General features: G+C 64.8%; 24 protein-coding genes. 14 read left to right on the forward strand and 10 right to left on the reverse strand.

From position 1 onward, the window contains the following. The first annotated feature begins 94 nt into the window (after window positions 1–94). The gene (locus tag RX330_RS29605) at window positions 95–328 is read left to right on the forward strand and encodes a hypothetical protein (protein ID WP_317240838.1); all 234 of its coding nucleotides are present in this window, start codon (window positions 95–97) and stop codon (window positions 326–328) included. Between the two features lie 53 nt (window positions 329–381). Here the strand turns inward: RX330_RS29605 and RX330_RS29610 are convergent, their stop codons facing one another. Genes RX330_RS29610 through RX330_RS29625 form a run of 4 tightly spaced genes read right to left on the reverse strand, consistent with a single transcriptional unit; the run spans window position 382 to window position 3840 of the window. Next, window positions 382–1668 (reverse strand): NAD(P)/FAD-dependent oxidoreductase, encoded by a 1287-nt coding sequence (locus RX330_RS29610; RefSeq protein WP_317240839.1) that lies wholly within the window; start codon window positions 1666–1668, stop codon window positions 382–384. A 12-nt stretch (window positions 1669–1680) separates the two neighbouring features. Then, window positions 1681–2412, reverse strand: a complete 732-nt coding sequence (locus RX330_RS29615) for an amino acid ABC transporter ATP-binding protein (RefSeq protein WP_317240840.1) — start codon at window positions 2410–2412, stop codon at window positions 1681–1683. Then, window positions 2409–3062, reverse strand: coding sequence for an amino acid ABC transporter permease (locus tag RX330_RS29620; protein ID WP_212092786.1), 654 nt, complete (start codon window positions 3060–3062; stop codon window positions 2409–2411). Before RX330_RS29620 ends, RX330_RS29615 begins: the two co-directional genes overlap by 4 nt. A gap of 22 nt (window positions 3063–3084) precedes the next feature. Next, complete coding sequence (locus RX330_RS29625) at window positions 3085–3840, reverse strand: ABC transporter substrate-binding protein (protein WP_212092787.1); 756 nt, start codon at window positions 3838–3840, stop codon at window positions 3085–3087. Window positions 3841–4020: 180 nt separating this feature from the next. Between RX330_RS29625 and RX330_RS29630 the strand changes: the two genes are divergently transcribed. After that, window positions 4021–4665, forward strand: coding sequence for a helix-turn-helix domain-containing protein (locus RX330_RS29630; protein WP_317240841.1), 645 nt, complete (start codon window positions 4021–4023; stop codon window positions 4663–4665). A 60-nt stretch (window positions 4666–4725) separates the two neighbouring features. Next, the gene (locus RX330_RS29635) at window positions 4726–5283 is read left to right on the forward strand and encodes an SMI1/KNR4 family protein (RefSeq protein ID WP_317240842.1); all 558 of its coding nucleotides are present in this window, start codon (window positions 4726–4728) and stop codon (window positions 5281–5283) included. A gap of 157 nt (window positions 5284–5440) precedes the next feature. Here RX330_RS29635 and RX330_RS29640 read toward each other — a convergent pair whose 3' ends face one another. Beyond that, complete coding sequence (locus tag RX330_RS29640; RefSeq protein ID WP_317240843.1) at window positions 5441–6706, reverse strand: D-amino acid dehydrogenase; 1266 nt, start codon at window positions 6704–6706, stop codon at window positions 5441–5443. Between the two features lie 70 nt (window positions 6707–6776). Beyond that, a complete protein-coding gene (locus RX330_RS29645) occupies window positions 6777–8105 on the reverse strand; it encodes an aspartate aminotransferase family protein (protein ID WP_049801758.1) in 1329 nt (442 codons plus the stop codon). Between the two features lie 160 nt (window positions 8106–8265). On the opposite strand from RX330_RS29645, the gene RX330_RS29650 reads away from it, so the two are divergent. Next, on the forward strand, window positions 8266–8814 hold the full coding sequence (locus tag RX330_RS29650) for a cupin domain-containing protein (RefSeq protein WP_317240844.1): 549 nt from the start codon (window positions 8266–8268) through the stop codon (window positions 8812–8814). 143 nt (window positions 8815–8957) lie between these two features. Here RX330_RS29650 and RX330_RS29655 read toward each other — a convergent pair whose 3' ends face one another. The 3 genes from RX330_RS29655 to RX330_RS29665 are packed head-to-tail and all read right to left on the reverse strand — an operon-like array spanning window position 8958 to window position 12764. Next, entirely contained in the window at window positions 8958–11222 is a 2265-nt protein-coding gene (locus RX330_RS29655; protein WP_317240845.1) for a xanthine dehydrogenase family protein molybdopterin-binding subunit, read from the reverse strand. Beyond that, window positions 11215–12270 (reverse strand): FAD binding domain-containing protein, encoded by a 1056-nt coding sequence (locus RX330_RS29660; RefSeq protein ID WP_317240846.1) that lies wholly within the window; start codon window positions 12268–12270, stop codon window positions 11215–11217. The genes RX330_RS29655 and RX330_RS29660 overlap by 8 nt, the downstream gene beginning before the upstream one ends. Further along, complete coding sequence (locus tag RX330_RS29665) at window positions 12267–12764, reverse strand: (2Fe-2S)-binding protein (protein WP_212092793.1); 498 nt, start codon at window positions 12762–12764, stop codon at window positions 12267–12269. Before RX330_RS29665 ends, RX330_RS29660 begins: the two co-directional genes overlap by 4 nt. Window positions 12765–13019: 255 nt before the next feature. Here RX330_RS29665 and RX330_RS29670 point away from each other — a divergent pair, with 255 nt between their 5' ends. Beyond that, window positions 13020–13661: a TetR/AcrR family transcriptional regulator gene (locus RX330_RS29670; RefSeq protein ID WP_212092814.1), complete on the forward strand. Its 642-nt coding sequence runs from the start codon at window positions 13020–13022 to the stop codon at window positions 13659–13661. A gap of 42 nt (window positions 13662–13703) precedes the next feature. Here the strand turns inward: RX330_RS29670 and RX330_RS29675 are convergent, their stop codons facing one another. Further along, a complete protein-coding gene (locus RX330_RS29675; RefSeq protein ID WP_317240847.1) occupies window positions 13704–14891 on the reverse strand; it encodes an MFS transporter in 1188 nt (395 codons plus the stop codon). Between the two features lie 237 nt (window positions 14892–15128). On the opposite strand from RX330_RS29675, the gene RX330_RS29680 reads away from it, so the two are divergent. The 9 genes from RX330_RS29680 to RX330_RS29720 all read left to right on the forward strand — a co-directional run bounded on the left by RX330_RS29680 (window position 15129) and on the right by RX330_RS29720 (window position 23414). Beyond that, window positions 15129–15557 carry a hypothetical protein gene (locus tag RX330_RS29680; RefSeq protein ID WP_317240848.1) on the forward strand — a complete coding sequence of 143 codons (429 nt, stop codon included), beginning with the start codon at window positions 15129–15131 and terminating at the stop codon, window positions 15555–15557. 76 nt (window positions 15558–15633) lie between these two features. Continuing rightward, a complete protein-coding gene (locus RX330_RS29685) occupies window positions 15634–15915 on the forward strand; it encodes a hypothetical protein (RefSeq protein WP_317240849.1) in 282 nt (93 codons plus the stop codon). Window positions 15916–15924: 9 nt separating this feature from the next. Next, complete coding sequence (locus tag RX330_RS29690; RefSeq protein ID WP_317240850.1) at window positions 15925–17352, forward strand: TolC family protein; 1428 nt, start codon at window positions 15925–15927, stop codon at window positions 17350–17352. A 13-nt stretch (window positions 17353–17365) separates the two neighbouring features. Further along, entirely contained in the window at window positions 17366–18700 is a 1335-nt protein-coding gene (locus RX330_RS29695) for a multicopper oxidase family protein (RefSeq protein WP_317240851.1), read from the forward strand. Between the two features lie 32 nt (window positions 18701–18732). Further along, window positions 18733–19188 (forward strand): cupredoxin domain-containing protein, encoded by a 456-nt coding sequence (locus tag RX330_RS29700; RefSeq protein WP_212092816.1) that lies wholly within the window; start codon window positions 18733–18735, stop codon window positions 19186–19188. 16 nt (window positions 19189–19204) lie between these two features. Further along, window positions 19205–19498: a copper-binding protein gene (locus tag RX330_RS29705; protein WP_212092798.1), complete on the forward strand. Its 294-nt coding sequence runs from the start codon at window positions 19205–19207 to the stop codon at window positions 19496–19498. A 193-nt stretch (window positions 19499–19691) separates the two neighbouring features. Next, window positions 19692–20474, forward strand: coding sequence for a hypothetical protein (locus RX330_RS29710; RefSeq protein WP_317240852.1), 783 nt, complete (start codon window positions 19692–19694; stop codon window positions 20472–20474). 304 nt (window positions 20475–20778) lie between these two features. Continuing rightward, window positions 20779–22920, forward strand: a complete 2142-nt coding sequence (gene flhA, locus RX330_RS29715) for a flagellar biosynthesis protein FlhA (protein WP_212092799.1) — start codon at window positions 20779–20781, stop codon at window positions 22918–22920. A gap of 293 nt (window positions 22921–23213) precedes the next feature. After that, window positions 23214–23414 carry a hypothetical protein gene (locus RX330_RS29720; RefSeq protein WP_212092800.1) on the forward strand — a complete coding sequence of 67 codons (201 nt, stop codon included), beginning with the start codon at window positions 23214–23216 and terminating at the stop codon, window positions 23412–23414. Window positions 23415–24192 lie beyond the last annotated feature (778 nt).

The following is a 24192-nucleotide window of genomic DNA, read 5'->3' on the forward strand; positions in this document are numbered from 1 at the left end:
AGGCGAGCGTCACGACTCCTCCACATTCGCAGGGAACTTAGCTGCGCATAGTTCGTTCGCTCAACGGACAAATGCGCTCGCCCCAGTGGAGGACATGATGAAGAAACTTGCGCTCGCCGCGTCGCTGATCATTGCAGCCGGCTTTACATTGACCAGCCCTGCATTGGCCAAGGGCGGCCATGGCGGCGGTCACGGACACGGTCATGGTCACGGTCATAAGATAGGCCATCATTATCATGGCACGCCGCCCGGATGGTCGCGCGGACGCAAGGTCGGCTGGCGCGGTTACAGCTGCCCGCCGGGCCTATGGAAGCAGGGCCGCTGCTGAGGCTCTATCCGAATCGCATGCAAGGCGTCGCCCCCTGACGGGGCGGCGCCTTCTCATATGCCGAGCCGGTCGCGCACGCGGCCCGCGATCACCGCGGTCGTCACCCCGACCGGCCAGAATGCGTGCATCGGGATCGGCTTGATGCCGGTGACGGGCATATCGATCTCGGCCTTGGGGCCGCCGATCAGCCGGCGCGCGAGCTGCGCTCCCATCGCGGTCGAGAGCGCGACGCCACGGCCATTGCAGCCGAGCGAGATCAGGATGTTCTCTGCGGGCTCGTGCACGTGGGGATAATGATCCCCGGTGATGGCGAGCCGGCTGTTCCAACCATGCGTCCAGGCCACGCCCTTGAGCTGCGGCCACAGCCGCTCGGCATAGCGCATGAGATAGGCGACGTCGGACGGCGAGTTGATCCAGCGCATCGGGCCTCGGCCGCCCATCAACAGACGATTGTGCTGATCGATGCGATAATAGACCGTGATGTGGCCGCTCTCGTAGAGCACCGGACGCGTCGGCATGATCGAACGAGCCACCTCGTCCGACAACGGCGCGGTGGCGGCGATCGAGGAAAACACCGGCACGATGGTGCGGCGGAGCGCGGGCCAGAGATCGTCGGTGAAACCGTTGGTCGCGAGCAGGACCTTGTCCGCATGGACCACGGCGCGCGGCGTCTCGATGCGCCAGCGCGAGCCGTCGCGGCGCAGTGACAATGCCGGTGTCTCGCCAAAGACCTTCGCGCCTGCCGAAATCGCGGCGCGCGCAAGGCCGCGGGCATAGCTGAGCGGATGCAGATCGCCGCCGCGGGTATCCAGCATGGCACCGATGTAGCGGTCGGTGCCGGTCATCTCGCGCAGTTGCTCGCGGTTCAGGTAGGTCACCGGCATGCCGCGGCGGATGCATTGCTGCGCGGTCTGTTCGATCGCCGCAGCGCTGGCCTCGTGATAGGCCGCGCGCAGCGTGCCGTTCTGCCGTGCCTCGCACGGAATCTGGTAACGTCGGATCAGATCGTGGGTGAAATTCGTGGTGCCATAGGAGAAGTCGATCATGCGGCGGCCGAGTTCCGCGCCGAAATCCGCCTCGATTTGATCAGGGTCGTGCTTCAGCCCGGGGTTGGTGTGGCCGCCATTGTTGCCGGACGCGCCCCAGCCGGGCTCCTGCGCCTCCAGCACAAGCGCCTCGACGCCCTGCTCTGCCAGATGCAATGCCGTGGAGAGGCCGGTGTAGCCGCCGCCGACGATCGCGACGGAGACATTCTTGTCGACGTCGAGCGGCGGCGCGGTGACCGGCGCGACGGCGGTGTCGGCATAGACAGAAGGCGGCAGAGGGAGGCGCGCAGGCATGGCAAGGACCGGTCAGAGCGGATGCAGCACACGCCGCAAAAAATCCTGCGTGCGCGGATGCTGGGGTTGGTTGAGCAGCGCCTTGGCCGGCCCCTGCTCGACGATGATTCCGCCATCGATGAACAGCACACGGTCGGCGACATCGCGGGCAAATCCCATCTCGTGGGTGACGACGACCATCGTCATGCCGTCGTCGGCGAGCTTGCGCATCACGCCAAGAACGTCGCCGACCAGTTCAGGATCGAGCGCCGAGGTCGGCTCGTCGAACAGGATGGCTTTTGGCTGCATCGCCAGCGCCCGCGCGATCGCGACGCGCTGCTGCTGGCCGCCGGAGAGCTGCGGCGGATGTGCATCGGCCTTCTCTGCAAGCCCGACCTGGGCAAGCAGGGCGCGGCCGCGCTCCAGCACTTGCGCACGGGGCTCCTTCTTCACATAGAGCGGCCCTTCGACGACGTTCTCAAGGACCGTGCGATGCGGGAACAGGTTGAAGCGCTGGAACACCATCGAGACCTGGGTTCGGATGGCCACGATCGACGGCGCATCGCGGTCGACCTTCAATCCCTCGACGCTGATCTCGCCGCGATCGTAGCTCTCGAGCCCGTTGATACAGCGCAGGATGGTGGACTTGCCGGAGCCGGAAGGACCGACGATACAGACCACCTCGCCCTTTTCGACCTTCGCATTGATGCCCTTGAGCACCTCGACCTTGCCAAAGCTCTTGTGGATGTCCTTCAGCTCGATCATCGCTTGCCGGCCCGCTTCTCGAAGTGACGGACCAGCAGGATCAGGGGAATGCTCATGGTGAGATACATCAGCGCCACCAGCGTAAACACGCTGGTGTTCTTGAAGGTCGAGGACGCGATCAACTTGCCCTGCAGCGCGAGCTCGGCGACCGTGATGGTGGAAGCCTGCGAGGAATCCTTCAGCATCATGATCATGACGTTGCCGTAAGGCGGCAGCACGATGCGCACCGCCTGCGGCAGCACCACGCGGCGCATGGTCAGCCACCAGCCCATGCCGATCGACTGCGCCGCCTCGATTTGCCCCTTGTCGATCGCCTCGATGCCGGCGCGGAAATTTTCGGCCTGATAGGCCGAATAGGCGATGCCGAGCCCGAGTATCGCGGCCTGCAGGGCCGACAAGGTGACGCCGAGATCGGGCATCACGAAGTAAAGGTAGAACAACAGCACGATGATGGGGATGCCGCGGATCACGTTGATCAGGCTGGCGCTGAGCATCGACAGCGCCTTGATGCCGGAGACCCGCATCATCGCCCAGACGAGGCCCAGCACCGTGGACAGCAGCAGCGAGCCGATGGTGACGACGATCGTCAGCGCGACGCCGTTCAGCAGAATCGGGAAGAACTCGGCGGCGTCGCGCCAAAAGCCTTTCATCTGATAGCCTGGCCTCTGGCGATCAACCTTGCGCCTTCAGGCCCCATTTATCGAGGATCTTGTCGATGGTGCCGTTGGCCTTCAGCTTCGCGAGCGAGGCATTGATCTTGCCGAGCAGCGCCGTCTCGCCCTTGCGCACGCCGATGCCGACCGAGCCGACGGTGACGGGCTTGTAGCCGTCGACGAGGCGCACCTCGGGGAAGCCGCCCTGCTTCAGATTGTAGGCGAGGATCGGATAATCGGCGTAGCCGGCCTTGAGACGGCCGGTGTTCACGTCGCGCAGGATGTCGGGAATGGTGTCGTAGGCCTTGACGTCCGCGAACAGGCCGGACTTCTTCAGCGCATCGACGAAGGCGGTGCCGACCTGAGCGCCGACCGTCTCGCCCTTCAAATCGTCTTGCGTGGCGTAAGCCTTGGTGTCGCCCTTGGGCACCACCAGCCCTTCGCCGTAGGTATAGATCGGATCGGAGAAGTCGACGACCTCTTTCCGCGGCGGCGTGATGAACATCGCAGCCGCGATGATGTCGATCTTGCTCGAGGTCAGCGACGGGATCAGCGCCGAGAACTGCATCGGCTCGATCTGGACGTTGAAGCCGGCGTCCTTGCCGATCTCGGTGATGAGATCGACCATGATGCCCTGGATGGTGTTGGTCTTGGTGTCCAGGAAGGTGAAGGGAATGCCTGTCGGCGTCGAGCCGACCTTCAGCGCCTGCTGCGCCGAAGCCGGCACCACGGCCAGAGCAAGCGCCGCGATCGCGGCCAGACCAAAACGCTTCATCGCATCCCCCTTTGGGTCTGGCCGGTGACGGCGTTTCGCGCATGTCGTGATCAGACATTGCGGGCCAAGCCGTTTCGGCCTATTTTCACCAATATGAAAATTTGGTCACACTTTCGCGAACGATGCAAGTAGTTTTCATGCACATGAAGGAAGCGGTTTGACGTGAGCGGTGGCAAAAGAATGCGCAAACCGGTCGCCGCAAAGCCGGCGAAGCGGGTGAGGGCCAAGGCCGTGATCAATAAGGCCGAGCCCGCGATGGACGTCGAAGTCGGCCGCCGCATCCGGGATCTCCGGCGCGCCAGGCAGTTCTCGCTGGAGACGGTCGCGGCGCGCACGGAGCTTTCGATCGGCTTCCTCAGCCAGATCGAGCGCGGCCTGTCGTCACCGTCCCTGCGGGTCCTGGCCACGCTGGCCGACGTGCTCGGCGTCGGCATCGCCGCCCTGTTCGGTGCAAGTCCGAGCGCCGATGGAGCATCCGATCAGGTCGTGACGCGGGGATCGCAACGCCCCGAGCTGAAGCTCTGGCGCACCGGCGTGTCCAAGCAGCTGCTGAGCCCGGCGAGCACCGACAACAAGCTCAACCTCTTCCTGGTGCATCTGGAGCCGGGCGGCTCCACGGGCGACGAGCTCTACACCCATGACGGCGAGGAAGCCGGGCTCGTGCTCGAGGGCGAGATGATGCTGACGGTGGACAGCGAGACCTGGTCGCTGAAGACCGGCGACAGCTTCCGGTTTGCGAGCCGCAGACCCCACCGGTTTTCAAACCCGGCCGAGGATGCGAAGGCCGTGGTGCTCTGGGTGAATTGCGTGACGGGGGCGGGGTAGATTGCCGACGCTGCACCCGCTGGCATAATGTGAGAGCCGCGAGGCAAGGGAAAACCGCCGATGGATGACCTCATCATCGCTGCGATCCGACAGCGGCTGAAGACGAAAGTCACCGATCTGGGCCGACCTCCGAGCCAAGAGCTGATTCCCAGCAATCCCAGCGATATAGCCTCCGACGAAGAGTACCTTCGCTTCCGGCTGCCGCCTCTCTTGAAGCGAATCTATGCCGAGATCGGGAATGGCGGCTTCGGCCCCGGATACGGATTCATCGGATTAACAAACGGCGTTGCCGACGATACCGGCAAGACCGTTGTTGAGATCTATGACGCGTTTCGCAGTGCGCCTGAGCTGGCGTGGCCGGATGGCCTACTGCCGATCAGCCATTGGGGATGCGCGATCTATTCTTGCATCGAATGTCTCGATCCGGATTTCCGGATGCGGATTTTTGATCCCAACGATCACGATGGCGACGACTGGACCGACGCATTCTTCGAGGATTCGCCCAGTTTCGAAGACTGGATCAGATCGTGGGCATCCGGCATCAATGTGTGGGACGCGATGTACGGCGATGACGGCCACGTCGCTCGGATTATGTCCGCGCGCCGCAAGCGGCATTGACGCGCGGACCGCTGCGCCGAGGGTACGGTGATGGATTTGGACGCGCGCTGCCTCCACCTCGTCATTGCGAGGAGCCCTTGCGACGAAGCAATCCAGGCTGTCTCCGCGGAAAGATCCTGGATTGCTTCGCTTCGCTCGCAATGACGCGGAGAGAGTCTTACCCGAACCGGTGCTTATACCGCTCCACCGACAGCGCACTCACGTCGATGTCCGGCTTCTTGCCGGACAGCGTATCCGCGAGCACGCGTCCCGAACCGCAGGACATGGTCCAGCCGAGCGTGCCGTGGCCGGTGTTGAGGTGGAGGTTGCCGTACTGCGTCGGACCGATCACCGGTGGGCCGTCCGGCGTCATCGGACGCAGGCCGCTCCAGAACGTCGCCTTGGAAAGATCGCCGCCGCGCGGGAACAGATCGGTCAAGGAATGGTCCAGCGTGGCACGGCGCGCATCGTAGAGCTTGTCCGAATAGCCGGAGATTTCCGCGGTGCCGCCGACGCGGATGCGATTGCCGAGGCGCGTGATCGCGACCTTGTAGCTCTCGTCCATCACGGTGGATTCCGGCGCGCCGGAGGCGTCCTTGATCGGCACCGTGATCGAATAGCCCTTCACCGGATAGACCGGCAGCGAAATGCCGAGCGGGGCCACCAGCCGCGACGACCAGCTGCCGAGCGCGAGCACATAGCTATCGGCCTGCAACGTGCCGGCACCGGTCATCACGCCGCTGACGCGCGCACCGTCGGTGACGATGCGGTCGATCGAGGTGTTGAACATGAAGCGCACGCCGAGCGCCTCGGCATGCTTGGCCAGTGCCTGCGTGAACATGTGGCAGTCGCCGGTCTCGTCCTGCGGCAGTCGAAGCCCGCCGACGAATTTTTCCTTCACGCCCGATAGCGCCGGCTCCACCGCAATGCAGCCCTCGCGGCTCAGCACTTCGAACGGAACGCCGTACTGCTTGAGCACGGCGATGTCCTCGGCCGTGCCGTCGAGCTGCGCCTGGTAGCGGAACAGCTGCAGCGTGCCTTGCGCGCGCTCGTCATATTGAAAGCCGATGTCGCGTCGCAGGTCGCGCAAGGAGTCGCGGCTGTATTCCGCGATCGGGATCATCCGGCTCTTGTTGACTGCGTACCGCGCGCTGGTGCAGTTGCGCAGCATCTTGAGCAGCCAGACCCACATGACGGGGTCGAGCTTCGGCCGGATCACCAGCGGGCCGTGCTTCATCAGCAGCCACTTCACCGCCTTCACCGGCACGCCGGGGCCGGCCCAGGGCGAGGAATAGCCGGGCGACACCTCGCCGGCATTGGCGAAGGAGGTCTCGAGCGCCGGCTCCGGCTGACGGTCGACGACCGTCACCTCGTGGCCGGCACGTGCGAGGTAGTAGGCAGAGGTGACACCGATGACACCGCTGCCGAGGATCAGAACTTTCACGCTTGGTCCAACTCCCGCGGCATCACGCTCGCCGCTGCAAGGAAACAACTCGCAACGGCGAGAGCAATTATCAGGCCACCCGCTTGATGGCGTCGCCGAGAATCGAGACGATGTCGTCGATGTGGCTCTTTTCGACGATCAGCGGCGGCGACAGCGCGAAGCTATCGCCACTCATGCGGAAGTACAGTCCGCGATTGAAGCAGTCGACCATGACGTCGTAGCCGCGCGCACCGACAGCACCGTCGCGCGGCGACAGCTCGACTGCGCCCATCAGGCCGCAATTGCGGATGTCGATGACGTTCGGCAGGCCCTTGAGCGAATGCAGCGCATCGCGCCAGTATTCGGCGATCGACGCACCGCGCGTCAGCAGGCCTTCGTCCTTGTAGATGTCGAGCGTCGCGATGCCGGCGGCGCAGGCGGTCGGATGCGCGGAATAAGTGTATCCGTGAAACAGCTCCATGACATTTTCCGGGCCGATCATCATGGCGTCGTGCACCTTGCGGTGCGCGAAAACCGCGCCGCAGGGGATGGTGCCGTTGGTGATGCCCTTGGCGGTGGTCATCATGTCCGGCGTGACGCCGAAGAAATTGGCGGCGAACGGCGTGCCGAGGCGGCCGAAGCCGGTTATGACCTCGTCGAAGATCAGGAGGATGCCGTGCTTGTCGCAGATCTCGCGCAGGCGCTGCAGGTAGCCCTTCGGCGGCGGCAGCACGGCGGTCGACCCCGGGACCGGCTCGACGATGACGGCGGCGATGGTCTCGGCGCCATGCAAGGCCACGAGGCGTTCGAGATCGTCGGCAAGCTCGGCGCCGTGCTCGGGCTGATCCTTGGCGAAGGCGTTGCGGGTGAGATCGTGGGTGTGTCGGATGTGATCGACGCCCGGCAGCAGGGTTGCGAAGGCGCGGCGGTTGGCGACCATGCCGCCGACCGAGGTGCCGCCGAAGCCGACGCCGTGATAGCCGCGCTCGCGACCGATCAGGCGGGTGCGGCTGGCCTGGCCGTTGGCGCGGTGATAGGCGAGCGCGATCTTCAGTGCGGTGTCGACCGACTCGGAGCCGGAGTTGGTGAAGAAGATGCGGTCGAGGCCCTTCGGCGCGATCTCGGCGAGCCGCTCGGCGAAGTCGAATGCGAGCGGATGGCCCATCTGGAACGACGGCGCAAAGTCCAGCGTCATGAGCTGACGCTCGACCGCGGCGGCGATCTGCTTGCGGCCGTGGCCGGCATTGACGCACCAGAGGCCGGCGGAGCCGTCGATCACCTTGCGGCCGTCGACGGTGGTGTAGTGCATGCCCTCGGCCGAGGAGAACAGGCGCGGCGCCTTCTTGAACTGCCGGTTGGCCGTGAACGGCATCCAGAACGAGTCGGTCTTGATAGTGTTCGGAATCTGATGAAGGGTCACGGCCGCGCTCCTTTGCTGACCTGCTAGCAGAGCCACGGCTTGGAAAGCGCAACAAGTCCTTTTCTGCCTCGCCGCAACCCATTGATTTCACTGGGGCGATTAGACCATATTTGCGCGATCCGCATCACCTGCAACACAGGACCAGGGCAAGGACCGGAACATGAGCGTCGACATCGGTGGACGGCTGCGATTCATCCGGGCGCGCCACAAGCTGTCGCAGCGCGAGCTGGCCAGGCGTGCCGGCGTCACCAATTCGACGATCTCGCTGATCGAATCCAACCAGATGAACCCCTCGGTCGGCGCCCTCAAGCGCATCCTCGACGGCATCCCGATGGGGCTCGCCGAGTTCTTCGCGCTGGAGCCGGAGTCGCGGCGCAAGATCTTCTACCGCGCGGACGAGCTGACGGAGGTTGGCAAGAAGCCGATCTCGTATCGCCAGGTCGGCGACAATCTGTTCGGCCGCAGCCTCCAGATTCTGAAGGAGCGTTACGAGCCCGGCAGCGACACCGGGCGCGTGCACCTCGTCCATGACGGCGAGGAAGGCGGCATCGTGATCTCGGGCAAGCTCGAGGTCACCGTCGAGGACGAGCGCCGCATCCTCAATCCGGGCGACGCCTATTATTTCGAGAGCCGCCGCCCGCACCGTTTCCGCTGCGTCGGCGGCAAGCCGTGCGAAGTGATCTCGGCCTGCACGCCGCCGACGTTCTAGAGCATGATCCGGAAAAGTGCGAAGCGGTTCTCGGAAAAGATCATGCGCAAACAACAACCTAAAGCGCGATGATGGTTCATCCAAATCTCATCGCGCTTTAGACCTACGCAGCGGAGCGAGAAGATCTCGCCCCGCCCGCCGTCTCAACGCTGCGTCAACAACTCCTCGATTCGAATCGGAAAACGGCGCACACGCACGCCGGTCGCGTGCCAGACCGCGTTGGCGACCGCGCCGGCGCTGCCGGTGATGCCGATTTCGCCGACGCCCTTGATGCCGAGCGCATTGACGTGCGGATCGTGCTCCTCGACCGTGATGACGTCGAGCGGCGGCACGTCGGCATTCACGGGAACGTGGTACTCGCCGAGATTGGCATTCATGATGCGGCCGGTGCGCCGGTCGGTGATCGCTTCCTCGTGCAGCGCAAAGGACAGGCCCCAGATCATGCCGCCGAACAGCTGGCTTTGCACCATGCGCGGGTTGACGATGCGGCCGGCTGCGAAGGCGCCGACCATGCGGCTGACGCGGATTTGGCCGAGATCGGGATCGACCTTCACCTCAGCGAACACCGCGCCATGTGAATGCATCGCGTATTGCTCCATCGCCGCGGGATTCGGCGCACCGGTGCCGCGCGCCTCGACCTCGGCAACGCCGGCGCGCGCCAGGATCTCGGAATAGCTCTCGCTGCGGCTCTCATCGTCGCGTCGGACCAGCCTTCCCTCGCGCGCGATCACGCCGGCATTGCCGGCGCCGAACAGCGGCGAATGCTCGTCAGTGGTAGCGAGATCGGCGAGCTTTGCGATCACGGCCGCGCCCGCGCTGTGGATCGCGGCACCCGCGGTTGCCGTATGCGCGGAGCCGCCGGCAATGCCGGCATCGGGCAAATCGGACGTACCGGCCTTGAACGCGACGCGGTCGATATCGAGCCCGAGTTCGTCGGCCGCGATCTGGGCCAGCGCGGTCCAGGCGCCCTGCCCCATGTCGTGCGCACCGATCTCCATCACGCCTGAACCGTCGCGGCGGATCGCTGCGCGCGCTTCCGCCTGGAACATCAGCGCCGGAAAGGTCGCCGTGCCCATGCCCCAACCGACCAGCAGCCCGGCATCGTCGCGCATCTGCCGCGGCTGCAGCGAACGCTTCGCCCAGCCGAAGCGCGCCGCGCCCTGCTCGTAACAGGCGCGCAACGCCTTTGAGGAGAACGGCTTGCCGCTGATCGGCTCGACCTCGGCATAGTTCTTCTTCTGGCGGAAGGCGAGCGGATCCATGCCGCAGGCCCAGGCCATCTCGTCGATCGCGCTCTCCAGCGCAATCGAGCCGGTCGCCTCGCCGGGCGCGCGCATGAACAGCGGCGTGCCGGTATTGACGCGCACGGCGTCATGCGAGGTGCGGATCGCAGGCGCCGCATAGAGTGTGTGCGAGGCGTCGGCTGCGGGCTCGTAGAAATCGTCGAACGTGCTCGACACGGTCCTCGCATGATGATCGAGCGCGGTCAAACGCCCCTCTCCATCCGCGCCGATGCGCAGGCGCTGGCGCGTCGGTGCGCGATGGCCGACCGGCCCATACATCTGCTCGCGGCGCAGCACGAGCTTGACCGGCTTGCCGACCAGCTTGGCGGCCATGACGCCGAGCACCTGCGGCCCGGCCATCAACCCCTTGGAGCCGAAGCCGCCCCCGAGAAACGGGCTGCGAATATGAATCTTGTCATGCGCGATGCCGAACAACTCGGCGATCCGCGCCAGCGAGAGCATCAGACCCTGGGTTGGCATGTCCACCGACAGCCTGTCGCCGTCCCAATGCGCCACGATCCCATGCGGCTCCATCGCGTTGTGATATTGCGGCGGCGTCTCATAGACGACGTCGATCCGCTTCTCGGCCGAAGCAAGCCCTGCCTCGATGTCCCCATGATGATGCTCGGACGGATTGCCAACGCCGACGACGGGCGGCACAAAGCTCTCGCCGGCATCGAGGCCGACCAGCGCAGGCAGCGCCTCGTAACGCGGCGCCAGCAGCGCGGCGCCTTCGGTTGCAGCCTCCAACGTCTCCGCGATCACCACCGCAATCGGCTGGTTGGCGTAGCGGACCTCGTTGGTCTGCAACACCTCCATCCGGAAGACGAACGGATTTGTCTTGATCTCGGGATCGATCGCGAGAGCCGGTTTGTGGTCCGACGTCATGACGTCGACCACACCGGGATGGCGCTTGGCGGCATCGACATCAAGCGAAGTCACACGACCGCGCGCGATGCTGGACACGGCCATCACCGCAAACAGCATGCCAGGCGGGTGATTGTCGGCAGCGTAGGTCGCCTGCCCCTTGACCTTGAGAATGCCGTCGCGACGGGTCAGCGGCTGGCCGATATTCGAGCCGTGGCGCAGATGGGCGGGCGCACTGGTCAGGTTGAGCTCAGGCATGGATAACTCCGGGGATCGCGGCAAAGGGAGAAGCCGGCAGCGCCGGCAGGCGCGCGGGCGTGCCGGCCGCGGCGAGGGTCAGCGCGCGCACCACGATGCGGCGTGCGAGCTCGATCTTGAAGGCGTTGTCGCCGGACGGCTTGGCGTCGGTAAGAGCGCGCCAGGCGGCTTCCTGGAAGGCGTCGGCCGTCGGCGCAACGTTCCTGAGAACGTCCTCCGCGGCGCGGGCACGCCAGGACTTCGCGGCGACGCCGCCGAGCGCGAGCCGCGCTTCCACGATCTTGCCTTTCTCGATCCGCAATGCGGCTGCAGCCGATACGACGGCGAAAGCGTAGGAGGTGCGCTCGCGGACCTTGAGGTAGCGCGCATGCGCAGCAAAGCCGCGCGCCGCCGGCGGCAGGCGCACTGCGACGATGAGATCGCCGGGCTCGAGCACGGATTCGCGATCGGGCGTGTCGCCGGGCAGGCGGTGCAGCTCGTCGAGCGCGATCTCGCGCCGGCCATTTTTGCCCTCGATCTCGACGATGGCATCGAGCGCGACCAGCGGCACGCAGAAATCAGAAGGGTGCGTCGCGATGCAGCTCTCGCTCCAGCCGAGCACGGCATGGCCGCGGTTCTCGCCGTCGCGGGCGTCGCAGCCGCTGCCGGCCTCGCGCTTGTTGCACCGGCTGGCGGTGTCGTAGAAATAGGCGCAGCGCGTCCGTTGCAGGAGATTGCCGCCGACGGTCGCGGCGTTGCGCAGCTGCGCGGACGCACCGGAGAGCAGCGCTTCGGCAACGGCCGGATAGGACCTCGCGAATTCCGCATCGTGCGCAAGATCGGCGTTGCCCACCAAGGCGCCGATGCGTATGCCGCCGTCGGCGAGGCGCTCGATGCCGTCGAGCCCTTCGAGATGGGTGACGTCGACGAGACGATCCGGACGGCTGATATTGCCCTTCATCAGATCGAGCAGATTGGTGCCGGCGGCAAGATAGACGGCGCCCGGCTGGGCCGCCGCGGCAACGGCTTCAGCAACCGTCGCGGGCCTGACATAATCGAACTGTTTCATGCCGAACGCCTCTGGTTGGTTTCGTCCATCTGTCCTTGCGCGTCGAGCACGGCATCGACAATGCCGGCATAGGCGCCGCAGCGGCAGAGATTGCCGCTCATGCATTCGCGGATGCGCTCGGGATCGTTGCCGGCCTGCGCCTCGCTCATCATGCCGATCGCGCTCATGATCTGGCCGGGCGTGCAGAAGCCGCACTGGAAGCCGTCATGGGCAATGAAGGCGGCCTGCACGGGATGAAGCTGGTCGCCGCGCGCCACGCCCTCGATGGTGAGGATGTCGGCGCCGTCATGGCTGATGGCGAGCGCGAGGCAGGAGTTGATGCGCTTGCCGTCGACCAGAATGGTGCAGGCACCGCACTGACCGCGGTCGCATCCCTTCTTGGTTCCGGTGAGATGGACGCGCTCACGCAGGAGATCGAGCAGCGTGACGCGCGGATCGTCGAGGACGAAGTCGCGCCGCGCACCGTTCACGGTGAGGCTGATGGAGTGGTTCATACAAGGCTCCGATCAGATATGGACATGAGTGATCGCGCAGCGCGCCATCGCCATGGCCGCCGTCGATTGCGTGCCGCCCCCGACATGAAGCGGGTCGGGCACATGAACGAAAATACGGAGGCACCCTCCGCTTAACAAGGGTCACGGGAAAATATTTGGAATTCGTCAAAAGCCCGTGCGTCACCAACGCGATGCAGCCGCTTCCGGGTTCAACGAGGGTTCAATCTAACCAATTCGTGATCTACATTGCCTGACATGGACGACCACGCCGACCAGACCCGAAAGCCCCGCGCCGACGCCGTGCGCAATCGCGAGCGCGTGCTCGAAGCGGCGAAAGCCGTGTTCAGCGCGGGCGGGCCAGAGGCGAGCCTCGAGGCTGTGGCGAAACGCGCCGGCGTCGGTATCGGCACGCTCTATCGGCACTTCCCGACGCGCGAGGATCTGTTCGAGGCGGTGTACCGGCGCGAGGTCGAGCAGCTCAGCGAGCTTGCCGAGCAGTTGAAGACTGCGAAGGACCCGGTCGATGCGCTCAGGCGCTGGCTGCGTTCAGGTGTCGAGTTCGTTGCCACCAAGAAGGGGATGATGGCTGCCCTGGCGCTCGCGGTGCAGAGTTCATCGGAGCTCGCGGCGTTCTCGATGGATCGCCTGACCAAGGCGATCGGCTCGCTGCTCGACCGCGCGGTCGTGGCAGGCGAGATGCGCGGCGATGTCAGCCCGGAGGATTTGCTGCGGGCATTTTTTGGGATGTGCTACATGCACGACCAGCCCGGCTGGCAAGCGTCGGTGCTGCGCCTGCTCGATGTGTTCGTCGATGGCCTGCGCATGCAGCCTGTTAGGACAGCGAAGACGCGCACCGTCGCCAAGCCTGCGAAGCCTGCCCTGAAGCGCAAGCGCTAGCGGGCGGCGGCCACAGGATCATGGCTACTGCGTGATAGCGACCTAAGTGGCAAAACCCGGCCCGGCCTTCACCGCGCTCATCCGCGAGCGGATCAAGAGCAGCACGACAATGCCGATATTGAGCGCGTTCCACGCCACGCCGTTGGCGAACGCCGCTGCATAGGAGCCGGTCGCATCGAAGATGAGGCCCGACACCCAGCCGCCAAACGACATGCCGAACACCGAGGCGAAGATCACGATGCCGACGCGGGTTGCGGCTTCGCTCGCCGGCATCGCCTCGCGCACGATGATCGCGTAGCTCGGCACGATGCCGCCCTGGAACAGGCCGAACATCGCGGAAATCAGATAGAGCGAGGTGAGGCTGTCGAAGAAAAGATAGAACACCAGCGCAAAGCCCTGCGCCAGCGATCCCACCAGCAGCGTCCAGATGCCGCCGATCTTGTCGGCGAGATAACCGGAGCCGATGCGGCTGACGATGCCGCAGCCCATCATCAGCGAGAGCATCTCCGCGCCGCGCGCCACGCCATAGCCGAGGTCGCCGCAATAGGCGACGATATGCACCTGCGGCATCGCCATGGCGACGCAGCAAGAGATGCTGGCGATCGAGAGCAGCACCGTCAGCGCATTGGTCGAGAGCTTGAGATCGACCCGCGGCGGCGGTGCATTGGCGTGATCGTGGACCTTGTCGTCGCCCATCTGCGCACGCAGGACGAGAACCAGAAGCGCCATCGTGCTGGCGCAGACGATGGCGATGCCGATATGGGTGTAGCGCCAGCCGATCTCCTGGGTGCCCCAGCTCACGATCGGCGGCCACATCGTGCCGGCCACGTAATTGCCGCTCGCGACGATGGTCACGGCCAGTCCGCGATAGCGCTCGAACCAGTGCGAAGCTTCCGCCATCAACGGCGCGAAGGTCGCGGACGTGCCGAGCCCGATCAGGAAATAGGCCGCCACGAACTGCCAGAGCTGGGTCGACAGCCCCGCAAGCACATTGGCGACACCGAGGAAGGCGATGCTGATCGCCATCGCCCACACGATGCCGAACCGGTCGGTGATCTTGCCGGCGATCACGCCGCCGAGCCCGAAACCGAACATCATCAGCGTGAAGGCCAGCGACACGGCGCCACGTGTGGCACCGAATTCCGCCTGCACCACGGGAATCACGACCACGACCGCCCACATGCCGACGGCGCCGATCGAGCCGATCACGAGCGCAACGAGCAGCCGCATCCAGGCCTGACGGGAATCAGGGCTGAAGGAATCAGGGCTTTGTCCTGGATGACTGGGCGCGTGCACGCGCGGAACATGTTCGCGGAACGCTCCGCGGTCAAGCAGCGTGCCGCGATATTGGGCATGCGCGGTGCGCTGCGGTAATAAGTTCTTGGCGAATGCGCGTTTTGCCATTAGTTTGCATTCAGCGTGTGCAACATTGCCGCGCGGAACGCATGTGGCGGAATGTTGCTGCGATTGACACGATCGATGCGGATCAGGGTGGGGCGGATCGTCGCCCTCGCCTATCTGTTCTGCGTGCTCGCGCCAGCGGCAAGCCTGGCCTGGGGCAGCGGCCCGGCGCCCTGCCTCGATGGGGCCCCGCAGGCATATGCCGCACCGGTCCATCATCAGATGGCGGCCGGCCATGCGCACAATGGCGCCTCGCACAACCACGCCGGGCCACACGAGCATCACCAAGCCAAGCAGGACGCGCCCGCGTCGCATCATCAGGACGGCAAGGGAACAGTCGGTCCCTGCTGCGCGATGATGTGCGTCAGCGCGTTGCCGGCCGACCTGCCGGTCGTCGCAACACCGCTCCGACCGATGTCCACCTGCTCGCCCGAGCTCGTGGCCAGCCTGCACAGCACGGCACCGCCCCAGCACTACCGCCCCCCCATCACCTGATCTGACACGACGATTTCGGGCCGAGCGCGCTTTGCCGCGCGCGCGAACCTGTAGTCTTTCAGATCAGGGATGAATCATGCTTGCGCTTTCCGGAGCGAAATCCGCCGCAGCCGTGGTGGCTGGACGACACCTTCTATTCCATTGGCCGCTTCTGGCCCTCGCTGCGCTGGCGATGTCCGGCTGCATGCCGGCCACGACCACAGTCGCCAGCGCCGATCCTGCCGATCCCGCGGCGAAGGTGGCGCCTGTCGGCTATCGCTCGACCATTGCGCCCTATACCAGCCTGCGGCCTGCGACACCGGCACCCTGGCGCGGCCGCAACGAGGCGGTGACGCCGCAGCCGAAGCAAGAGCGGTAGGAGCGCGCCATGACACCCCATCTTGCGCGAGGCCTGCTCGTCATCGCAGCGCTCAGCATGTCCGGTTGCGCCGCGTTCTCGCCCGACGGCGGCATGACCGACGTCTCGGATCTGACGAGCCGGACCATCAACAAGGACGTCGCCTTCGTGCGCTCGGCCGAGGGCGCCGCCGCGGTCGATTCCCGCGTCCGCCAGCTGCTCTCGCGCACGCTCAGCGTTGACGCCGCCGTGCAGATCGCGCTGCTCAACAACAAGGGACTGCAGGCCGCCTACAACGAGCTGGCGCTGGCGGAGACCGAGCTGGTCGAGCAGAGCCTGCCGGCCAATCCGGTGTTCGCAGTCTCTCGCATCACCGGCAATGGCGCCAGCGAGATCGAGCGCCAGGTGGTCGGCGACATCCTCGCGCTCGCCACCCTGCCGTTCCGGTCCGAGATCGCTCGGGAACGCTTCCGCGGAGCGCAGCTGCGCGCCGCGCTGGCGACGCTGCGGCACGCCTCGGACGTGCGCCGCGCCTATGTCCGTGCGGTTGCCGCCAACGAGATGGTGGGGCTGCTGACCGACGCGAAGGCGACGGCGGAATCGACCGCACAGCTCGCGCTCAAGCTCGGCGAGACCGGCTCGCTCAACAAGCTCGATCAGGCCCGCGAGCAGGTGTTCTATGCCGAGACCACCGCCGACCTCGCCAGTGCGCGACAGGCGGCGGGAAGCGCGCGCGAAAAGCTGGCGCGCCAGATGGGGCTGTGGGACGACGGTCTCGACTTCCGCCTGCCCAATCAACTGCCGCCATTGCCGCGCCGGCCGCTGGCCCTCCCCACGATCGAGGCCGATGCGGTGGCACATCGCCTCGACCTGCAGATCGCGCGGCTTGAGCTGGCCGCGCTGGCGAAGGCGCTGAACCTCACCGAGGCGACGCGCTTCGTGACGCTGCTCGATATCGCCGGCATCTCCCGTCGCACCCAGGATCCGGAAGGGCCGCCGTTCCGCGAGCGCGGCTTCGACCTGCAGTTCCAGATTCCGATCTTCGACGGCGGTGAGGTACGCGTGCGTCAGGCGGCGGAGACCTACAACCTCGCCTTCAACCGCCTGACCGAGCGGGCCGTGAATGTGCGGTCCGAGGCGCGCGATGCCTATCGCGTCTATCGCTCCACTTACGACATCGCCGGCCACTACCAGCGCGAGATCATCCCGTTGCGAAAGATCATCACCGAGGAGATGCAGCTGCGCTTCTCCAGCATGCAGGTCGACATCTTCGCGCTGCTCACCGAAGCGCGGCAGCGCCTCGCGGCGCTGCGCGGCGCGATCGATGCCAGGCAGAGATTCTTCCTCGCCCAGGCCGATCTGCAGACCGCCGTCAACGGCGGCGGTCTGCCCGCCGCCGTTGGCGACAATCCAACCACCGTTGCCGCGGCAGCTCCTGCCGAAGGCGGCGGCCACTGAGACGGAGGCCAAGATGTTTTCCCGCCGAGAATTTTTAGGCACCGCCGCGCTTGTCGGCGCATCCGCCATTCAAGGCCGCGTCCAGGCCGCGTCGATTCCGGAAGCACCCACCATGGACAAGGTGGTGATGCAGCCGCCGCTGCATCCGAGCAGCGGGCCTGACTATCGCCCCGTGGTCACGCTGAACGGCTGGTCGCTGCCGTTCCGGATGAACGGCGACTGGAAGGAATTCCATCTCGTCGCCGAGCCCGTGGTGCGCGAATTCGCCGAGGGCATGAAGGTGAATTTGTGGGGCTACAACGGCCAGTCGCCGGGACCGACGATCGAGGCGGTCGAAGGCGACAAGGTCCGGATCTTCGTCACCAACCGGCTGCCCGAATACACCACGGTGCACTGGCACGGCATGATCATCCCGAGCGGCATGGACGGCGTCGGCGGATTGAACCAGCCGCACATCGAACCGGGCAAGACCTTCGTCTACGAATTCGAGATGAAGAAGAGCGGAACCTTCATGTACCACCCGCATTCCGACGAGATGGTGCAGATGGCGATGGGTATGATGGGCATGTTCATCGTGCACCCGCGCGACCCGAGTTTCCGCGCCGTCGACCGCGACTTCGTGTTCGTGATGAGCACCTATCGCGTCGACCCCGGCACCTATCTGCCGCACGTCAACGAGATGACGGACTTCAACATGTGGACCTGGAACGCGCGGGTCTTTCCCGGAATCGATCCGCTGCCGGTCAGGCTCGGCGACAAGGTGCGCGTGCGCATCGGCAATCTCAGTATGACCAACCATCCGATTCATTTGCATGGCCACAGCTTCGCGGTGACCTGCACCGATGGCGGCTGGATTCAGGAGAGCGCGCAGATCCCGGAGACGACCACCGACGTCCCGGTCGGCGCCATCAGGGTGTTCGATGTGCTCGCCGACAATCCCGGGGACTGGGCATTCCATTGCCACAAGTCGCACCACACCATGAATTCGATGGGACACGACGTGCGCAACCTGATCGGCGTGTCGCGCAAGGACCTCGCCAAGGCCGTCGGCAAGCTCGCGCCCGACGGCATGGCCATGGGCTCGACCGGCATGGCGATGGGCAACATGGAGATGCCCGCGCCCGACAACACGCTGCCGATGATGACCGGCACCGGCCAGTTCGGGCCGATCGAGATGGGCGGCATGTTCACCGTGATGAAGATACGCGAAGACCTCGCGCGCGACGATTACCGCGATCCTGGTCCCTACAAATTCCCGCCAGGCACCGTCGCCTACGAAGTCGCCGCACCTGCCCCGGAGCCGGCGCGGCACAAACCCGGCAGTCCGCCGATGAAGCACAAGATGTGAGCGTTTCGATGAACCACCAACCGGAGACCACGATGAAGACCACGATCAAGCTCGCCCTCGCGCTGGCCGCGCTTTTGGCCGCACCCGCCTTTGCCCACGACAAGCATGGGCACGGCAAATTTTCGGCCGGCGAGCCCGGCGATCCGAAGAAGCCGGCACGGACCATCGAGATCGCCATGAGCGAGATGGATTACGCACCGTCCAGGATCGAGGTCAAACGCGGCGAGCAAGTCCGCTTCGTGCTGCGCAATGTCGGCAAGGAGGACCATGAATTCCTGCTCGCCACCACCAAAGAGAATCTCGCGCATGCCGTGGAAATGAAGAAGCATCCGCACATGGAGCATGACGAACCCAATGGCGTGCGCCTCGCGCCGAGCAAGACCGCCGAGATCCTCTGGAAGTTCAGCAAGGCCGGCACGTTCGAATTTTCCTGCCTGATCCCCGACCATCGCGACTACGGCATGGTCGGCCAGGTCACCGTCAAGTAACGATAGGGAGCCTCTCATGAACCGCATCATCCGTATCACTGCCGCGCTGGCGCTGTCGTTCGGCCTTGCCACCGCGGCCCTGGCCGCTTCGATCAGCGGCGAGGTCAAGAAGATCGACGAGGGCGCCGGCAAGATCACGCTCAAGCACGGACCGGCCAAGAGCCTCGGCATGGAGGAGCCCATGACCATGGTCTACCGCGTCAAGGACCCCGCGATGCTGAAGCAGGTGAAGGTCGGCGACAAGGTGACCTTCGAGGCCGAGGAGGCGGCGTCGGGGTATACAGTGACGAAGATGGAGAAGGCGAAGTAGGACGGCCCTCCCCGACCATCGTTGCGGGCGACTCGCCCGGCCGCCTGGAAACTCCAATGCGCCTCAGCGCATTGGGAGCTCCGGCGAAGGTCCGGCCCAACCGTATGGGTACCAAGCCTGCAGCCACGCATTGGGGACTGCGGTGACTTGCCTACAACCCTAAACCTTTTCCACAACCTTAAATAATGGCACCATGATGCTCATTGGCGTCATGGAGCTCATTATGGAACAAGATCATATCGACAAGGCAATCGTTGAGAACTACCGGAAACTGCGGACACGAATGGGCGTGCTGACCGCAGCTTTCCCAGTCGTCGTGATCGTGATCGGCCTGCTCTGGGGAATTCGCCCGCAGCCCTCGCTGAGTGATTACTATTTCGCCCAAACCCCTGCTCAAGGCGTGGCAGACCTCTATCCCGTCCGGCTCTGGTTCTGCGGCCTGCTCTTCGCGGTCGGCGTGTTCCTGTACCGCTACAAGGGCTTCTCGAAGAATGAAGACCGCTGGCTCAGCCTGACGGGCGCATTTACCTTGGGCGTCGCGATTTTTCCGATGGGCATCCCCGACAAGACGAGTCCCTTCACATTGGCATCGTTCGGCTATCCAAACGTCACGCTGCACGGCATCAGCGCCGTTCTGGCGTTCGTGTGTATCGGCGTTATCATATTCTGGTACTCGGACCAGACGCTGTCGCAAATCAAGAACGATCCAACAGCACGCAAGCGGTTTAGGACGTTCTACTTCCTGATCGGCGCTTACATGCTCCTGGCGATGGGAGGCTCGGTCATTATGCATATGCTGCATACGGATCGGGCGAACGATTCCTACATCCTGTACGTGGAATGGTCCGGCCTCTGGGCGTTTGCGGCCTATTGGTTCGTCAAGAACTGGGAGCTTCGCTTCGTAGCCGAATCGATCAGGAAAGACTCGAGCAGCCCTTTGCCGATGGGCAATGCCGATGTGGTGCAGGCGCTCTAGGGCGCGCGATCCCGAGCAGTTCGGCCCGGCCTTCCCTCGGCCGCAGCCTGGCGGCCATCGTCCGGATTCGAAATCCGGGGGCCTAGCGCCCCCGGGTTCTGACCTTCATCGCCCCCGCGTTAACCGTTTGCTAACCATACACCCGGCAAGAATTGCCGGGTGAAGTCGAGTGTCGTCGGCCGCGTAGAACGGGAGGAACCCCGTGGACGCCAGTGCGGTGCCTCACTTTCGGAACGGCGGCCCATCGGCCGCCGCGCAGACGTTCGGGGCGCGCGGACGGCAGTCGCGCGGGGAGGCAGCTACCATGGTCGACGTCACCGCGGGACAGGGCGTAGGCGCCGCAAGGCCCGGCATCCCCTCCGTCAACGAGATCGTCACCATCCTCAAGCGCGGCGATATCGCGCTGGCGCTCGGCGTCCTCACCATCCTGGTGGTGCTGATCCTGCCCCTGCCCGCGATCGTGCTGGACCTGTTCCTGGCGATCTCGATCACGCTCTCGATCCTGATCCTGATGACGTCGCTGTTCATCCAGGCCCCGCTCGAATTCTCTTCCTTTCCGACCGTCCTCCTGATCTCGACCATGCTGCGCCTGTCGCTCAACATGGCCTCGACCCGCCTGATCCTGTCGCACGGGCACGAGGGCACGGCTGCCGCCGGTCACGTCATCGAAGCCTTCGGCAACTTCGTGATGGGCGGCAATTTCGTCATCGGCATCATCGTTTTCGCCATCCTGATCATCGTCAATTTCGTCGTCATCACCAAGGGTTCGGGCCGCATCGCCGAAGTCGCCGCCCGCTTCCACCTCGACGCCATGCCCGGCAAGCAGATGGCGATCGACGCCGACCTCGGCGCCGGCCTGATCGACGAGAAGGTCGCCAAGGAGCGGCGCAAGGAGCTGGAGGACGAGAGCGGCTTCTTCGGCGCCATGGACGGTGCCTCCAAATTCGTCCGGGGCGACGCCATCGCCGGCCTTCTGGTCGTCTTCATCAACGTCGTCGGCGGCATCATCATCGGCGTGGCGCAGCAGGGCATGTCCTTCGCCGACGCCGGCCGCACCTACACGCTGCTGACCGTCGGTGACGGCCTCGTCACCCAGGTGCCGGCGCTGATCGTCTCGACCGCGGCCGGCCTGCTCGTCTCCAAGGCCGGCGTCTCCGGCGCCGCCGACAAGGCGCTGATGAAGCAGTTCTCCGGCTATCCGCAGGCGCTCGCGATGTCCTCCGCCGTGATGCTGGTGCTGGCGGCGCTGCCGGGCATTCCGACCCTTCCCTTTCTCGCCCTGGGCGGCGGCGCCGGCGCGTTGGCCTGGAACGCCCGCAACCGCAACCGGGTGACGGCCAAGGCCGAGGAAGCCGCCCACGCCGCCTCCGCTGCGGGAACGCCGGGTGCGCCGGGCGCTGCCGCGGCCGAAGAGCCGATCTCGGCCGCGCTCAAGATCGACGACCTCAAGATCGAGCTCGGCTATGCGCTGCTGCCGCTGGTCAACGGCCCCGATGGCACCGACCGCCTCACCGAGCAGATCAAGGCGCTGCGCCGCTCGCTCGCGATCGAGATGGGCTTCGTCATGCCGGCGGTGCGCATCCTCGACAACGTCCAGCTCGAGGCCAACACCTACATCATCAAGATCAAGGAGGTCGACGCCGGCACCGGCAAGATCTGGCCGAACCAGTTCATGGTCATGGATCCCGGCGGCAGCCAGGTGCAGGTGCCCGGCATCCACACCACCGAGCCGACCTTCGGCCTGCCCGCGACCTGGGTCGATGCCAGCTTCAAGGAGGAAGCCTCGCTCAAGGGCTACACCGTCGTCGACGCCGCAACCGTGCTCTCCACCCACCTCACCGAGCTGCTCAAGGCCAACATGTCGGACCTGCTCTCCTATGGCGAGGTGCAGAAGCTGCTCAAGGAGCTGCCGAAGGAGCAGAGCGAGCTGGTCAAGGACATCGTCCCCGCACAGGTTACGGTCTCCGGCATCCAGCGCGTGCTGCAGCTCCTGCTCGCCGAGCGCATCTCGATCCGCGACCTCTCCACCATCCTCGAAGGCATCGCGGATTCGCTGGCCTTCTCGCGCAATCCCGCGACCATGGTCGAGCACGTCCGCGCTCGCCTCGCGCGCCAGATCTGCGCGCAGAACACCTCCTATGCCGGCTATCTGCCGCTGATCGCGCTGTCGGCGAAATGGGAGCAGGCCTTTGCCGAATCGATCATCGGCCAGGGCGAGGAGCGGAGCCTGGCGATGCAGCCCTCGAAATTGTCGGAGTTCATGACCGGCGTGCGCGAGGCGTTCGAGCGCGCCGCGCGCGAAGGCGAGGCTCCGGTGCTGGTCACCTCCGCGGCAATTCGTCCCTTCGTGCGTTCCCTGGTGGAACGGTTCCGGGCCCAGACGACGGTGCTGTCGCAGGCCGAAATCCACCCCAGGGCGAGGTTGAAAACGGTTGGAAGCATCTGATTTGGCTTAAGAAGCCGTGTGTTTTTCGGCCACAGGCAAATGGTTTTTGAGTTCCTGGCGCCTTGTGGACCAATCGTCGAAAGTCGCCCGGCAAGCACATTACAGCTTTGAAATAATTGCCAAAATGCACGATTAGCGGTCACTTCTGATCGCGAGCTTTCACGTCCTGTCACGCTCTTGTGATCGCCCCTTGGGAACGAATCCCCCCAATACTAGGTTGTTGGGCACCGGAAGCATGAACCTGCCCAAATACGCAGGCGACTACTTCGGGTAGATGGCGGCAGGAGCCTTCCATGAACCACTCGATTTACAGCGCAGATCGCTCGACCCATTTGAAAGTCGTGGTCGTGGCCCTCGTCGCGGGGATCGCGGTGGCAGGCTTCGGCATCACGGCCCGCACGAATTCGGACGAAGGTCTGACCCAGACGGCCCGCGTCATCAAGGCCGGCAAGCCGGTCGTTATCACCAGCTCGAACGCGTCCCTCGTTCGCTAAGGAGATCTGACGAGTTTTTTGAATTCACGCGGCTCTTTACCAGCCCCCCAAAGTCGCCACGTGGATATGTAGACGACCCCAACCCCAAGTCGACTACAGAAAGCGCCCGCCCCCCACGGGCGCTTTCTCATGTCTGGGGTATGCCTCAGTCGAGTGACTGAATTCATCTCTCGTGTCCCGGACGCGCTGCAGCGTTCTTACGCTGCTGCGCTGCGTCCGGGGCACGAGACCATTGTTCAACGATACACATGATTGATCATCCTCGCGGCGCATCTCGCCCGAGTTGTGCTTGATCGCTTCGCCCTCGATTGAAAGAGGGCGCAGGGAAGACCGGGTGCCGGCCGGGCACCCACGGTCCACTGTGCGAAAGGTGGCAACAAGAATCTGCACAGCGGCATACAGGTGAAGCCAAACAACCGGCCTTCCCTGCGCAGTGGTTTGACGACTTATGGCGTGCTCTCCCCGGGGAGCGTTGCACTCGGGCCGCCACATCACCACAAGCCTTGACGCACAGACCCTAGGCGTCAGGACCACACGATTTTGCCGTACGCTAGAATCACACCGGTCGTGTGCGCGAGGTGTTTCGCTCACGGTTGCCCGCCCTGCGAAATCCTTTGCGCCGATGCGACTAACGTCCACCGCCGCCCGGCCCGCGTTCGTGACGATCGCGATACGCCCCTCTTCCTTGGGCCGGGCTGTCGCGACACATACGCCCTTTCCGAATTTCGGTAAAGTGGAATATTTTTGCGGCGTGCGTTGACCTAGGGCTCGCGTGTTT

The sequence above is a fragment of the Bradyrhizobium sp. NDS-1 genome (assembly GCF_032918005.1).
Classification (GTDB): Bacteria; Pseudomonadota; Alphaproteobacteria; order Rhizobiales; family Xanthobacteraceae; genus Bradyrhizobium; species Bradyrhizobium tunisiense.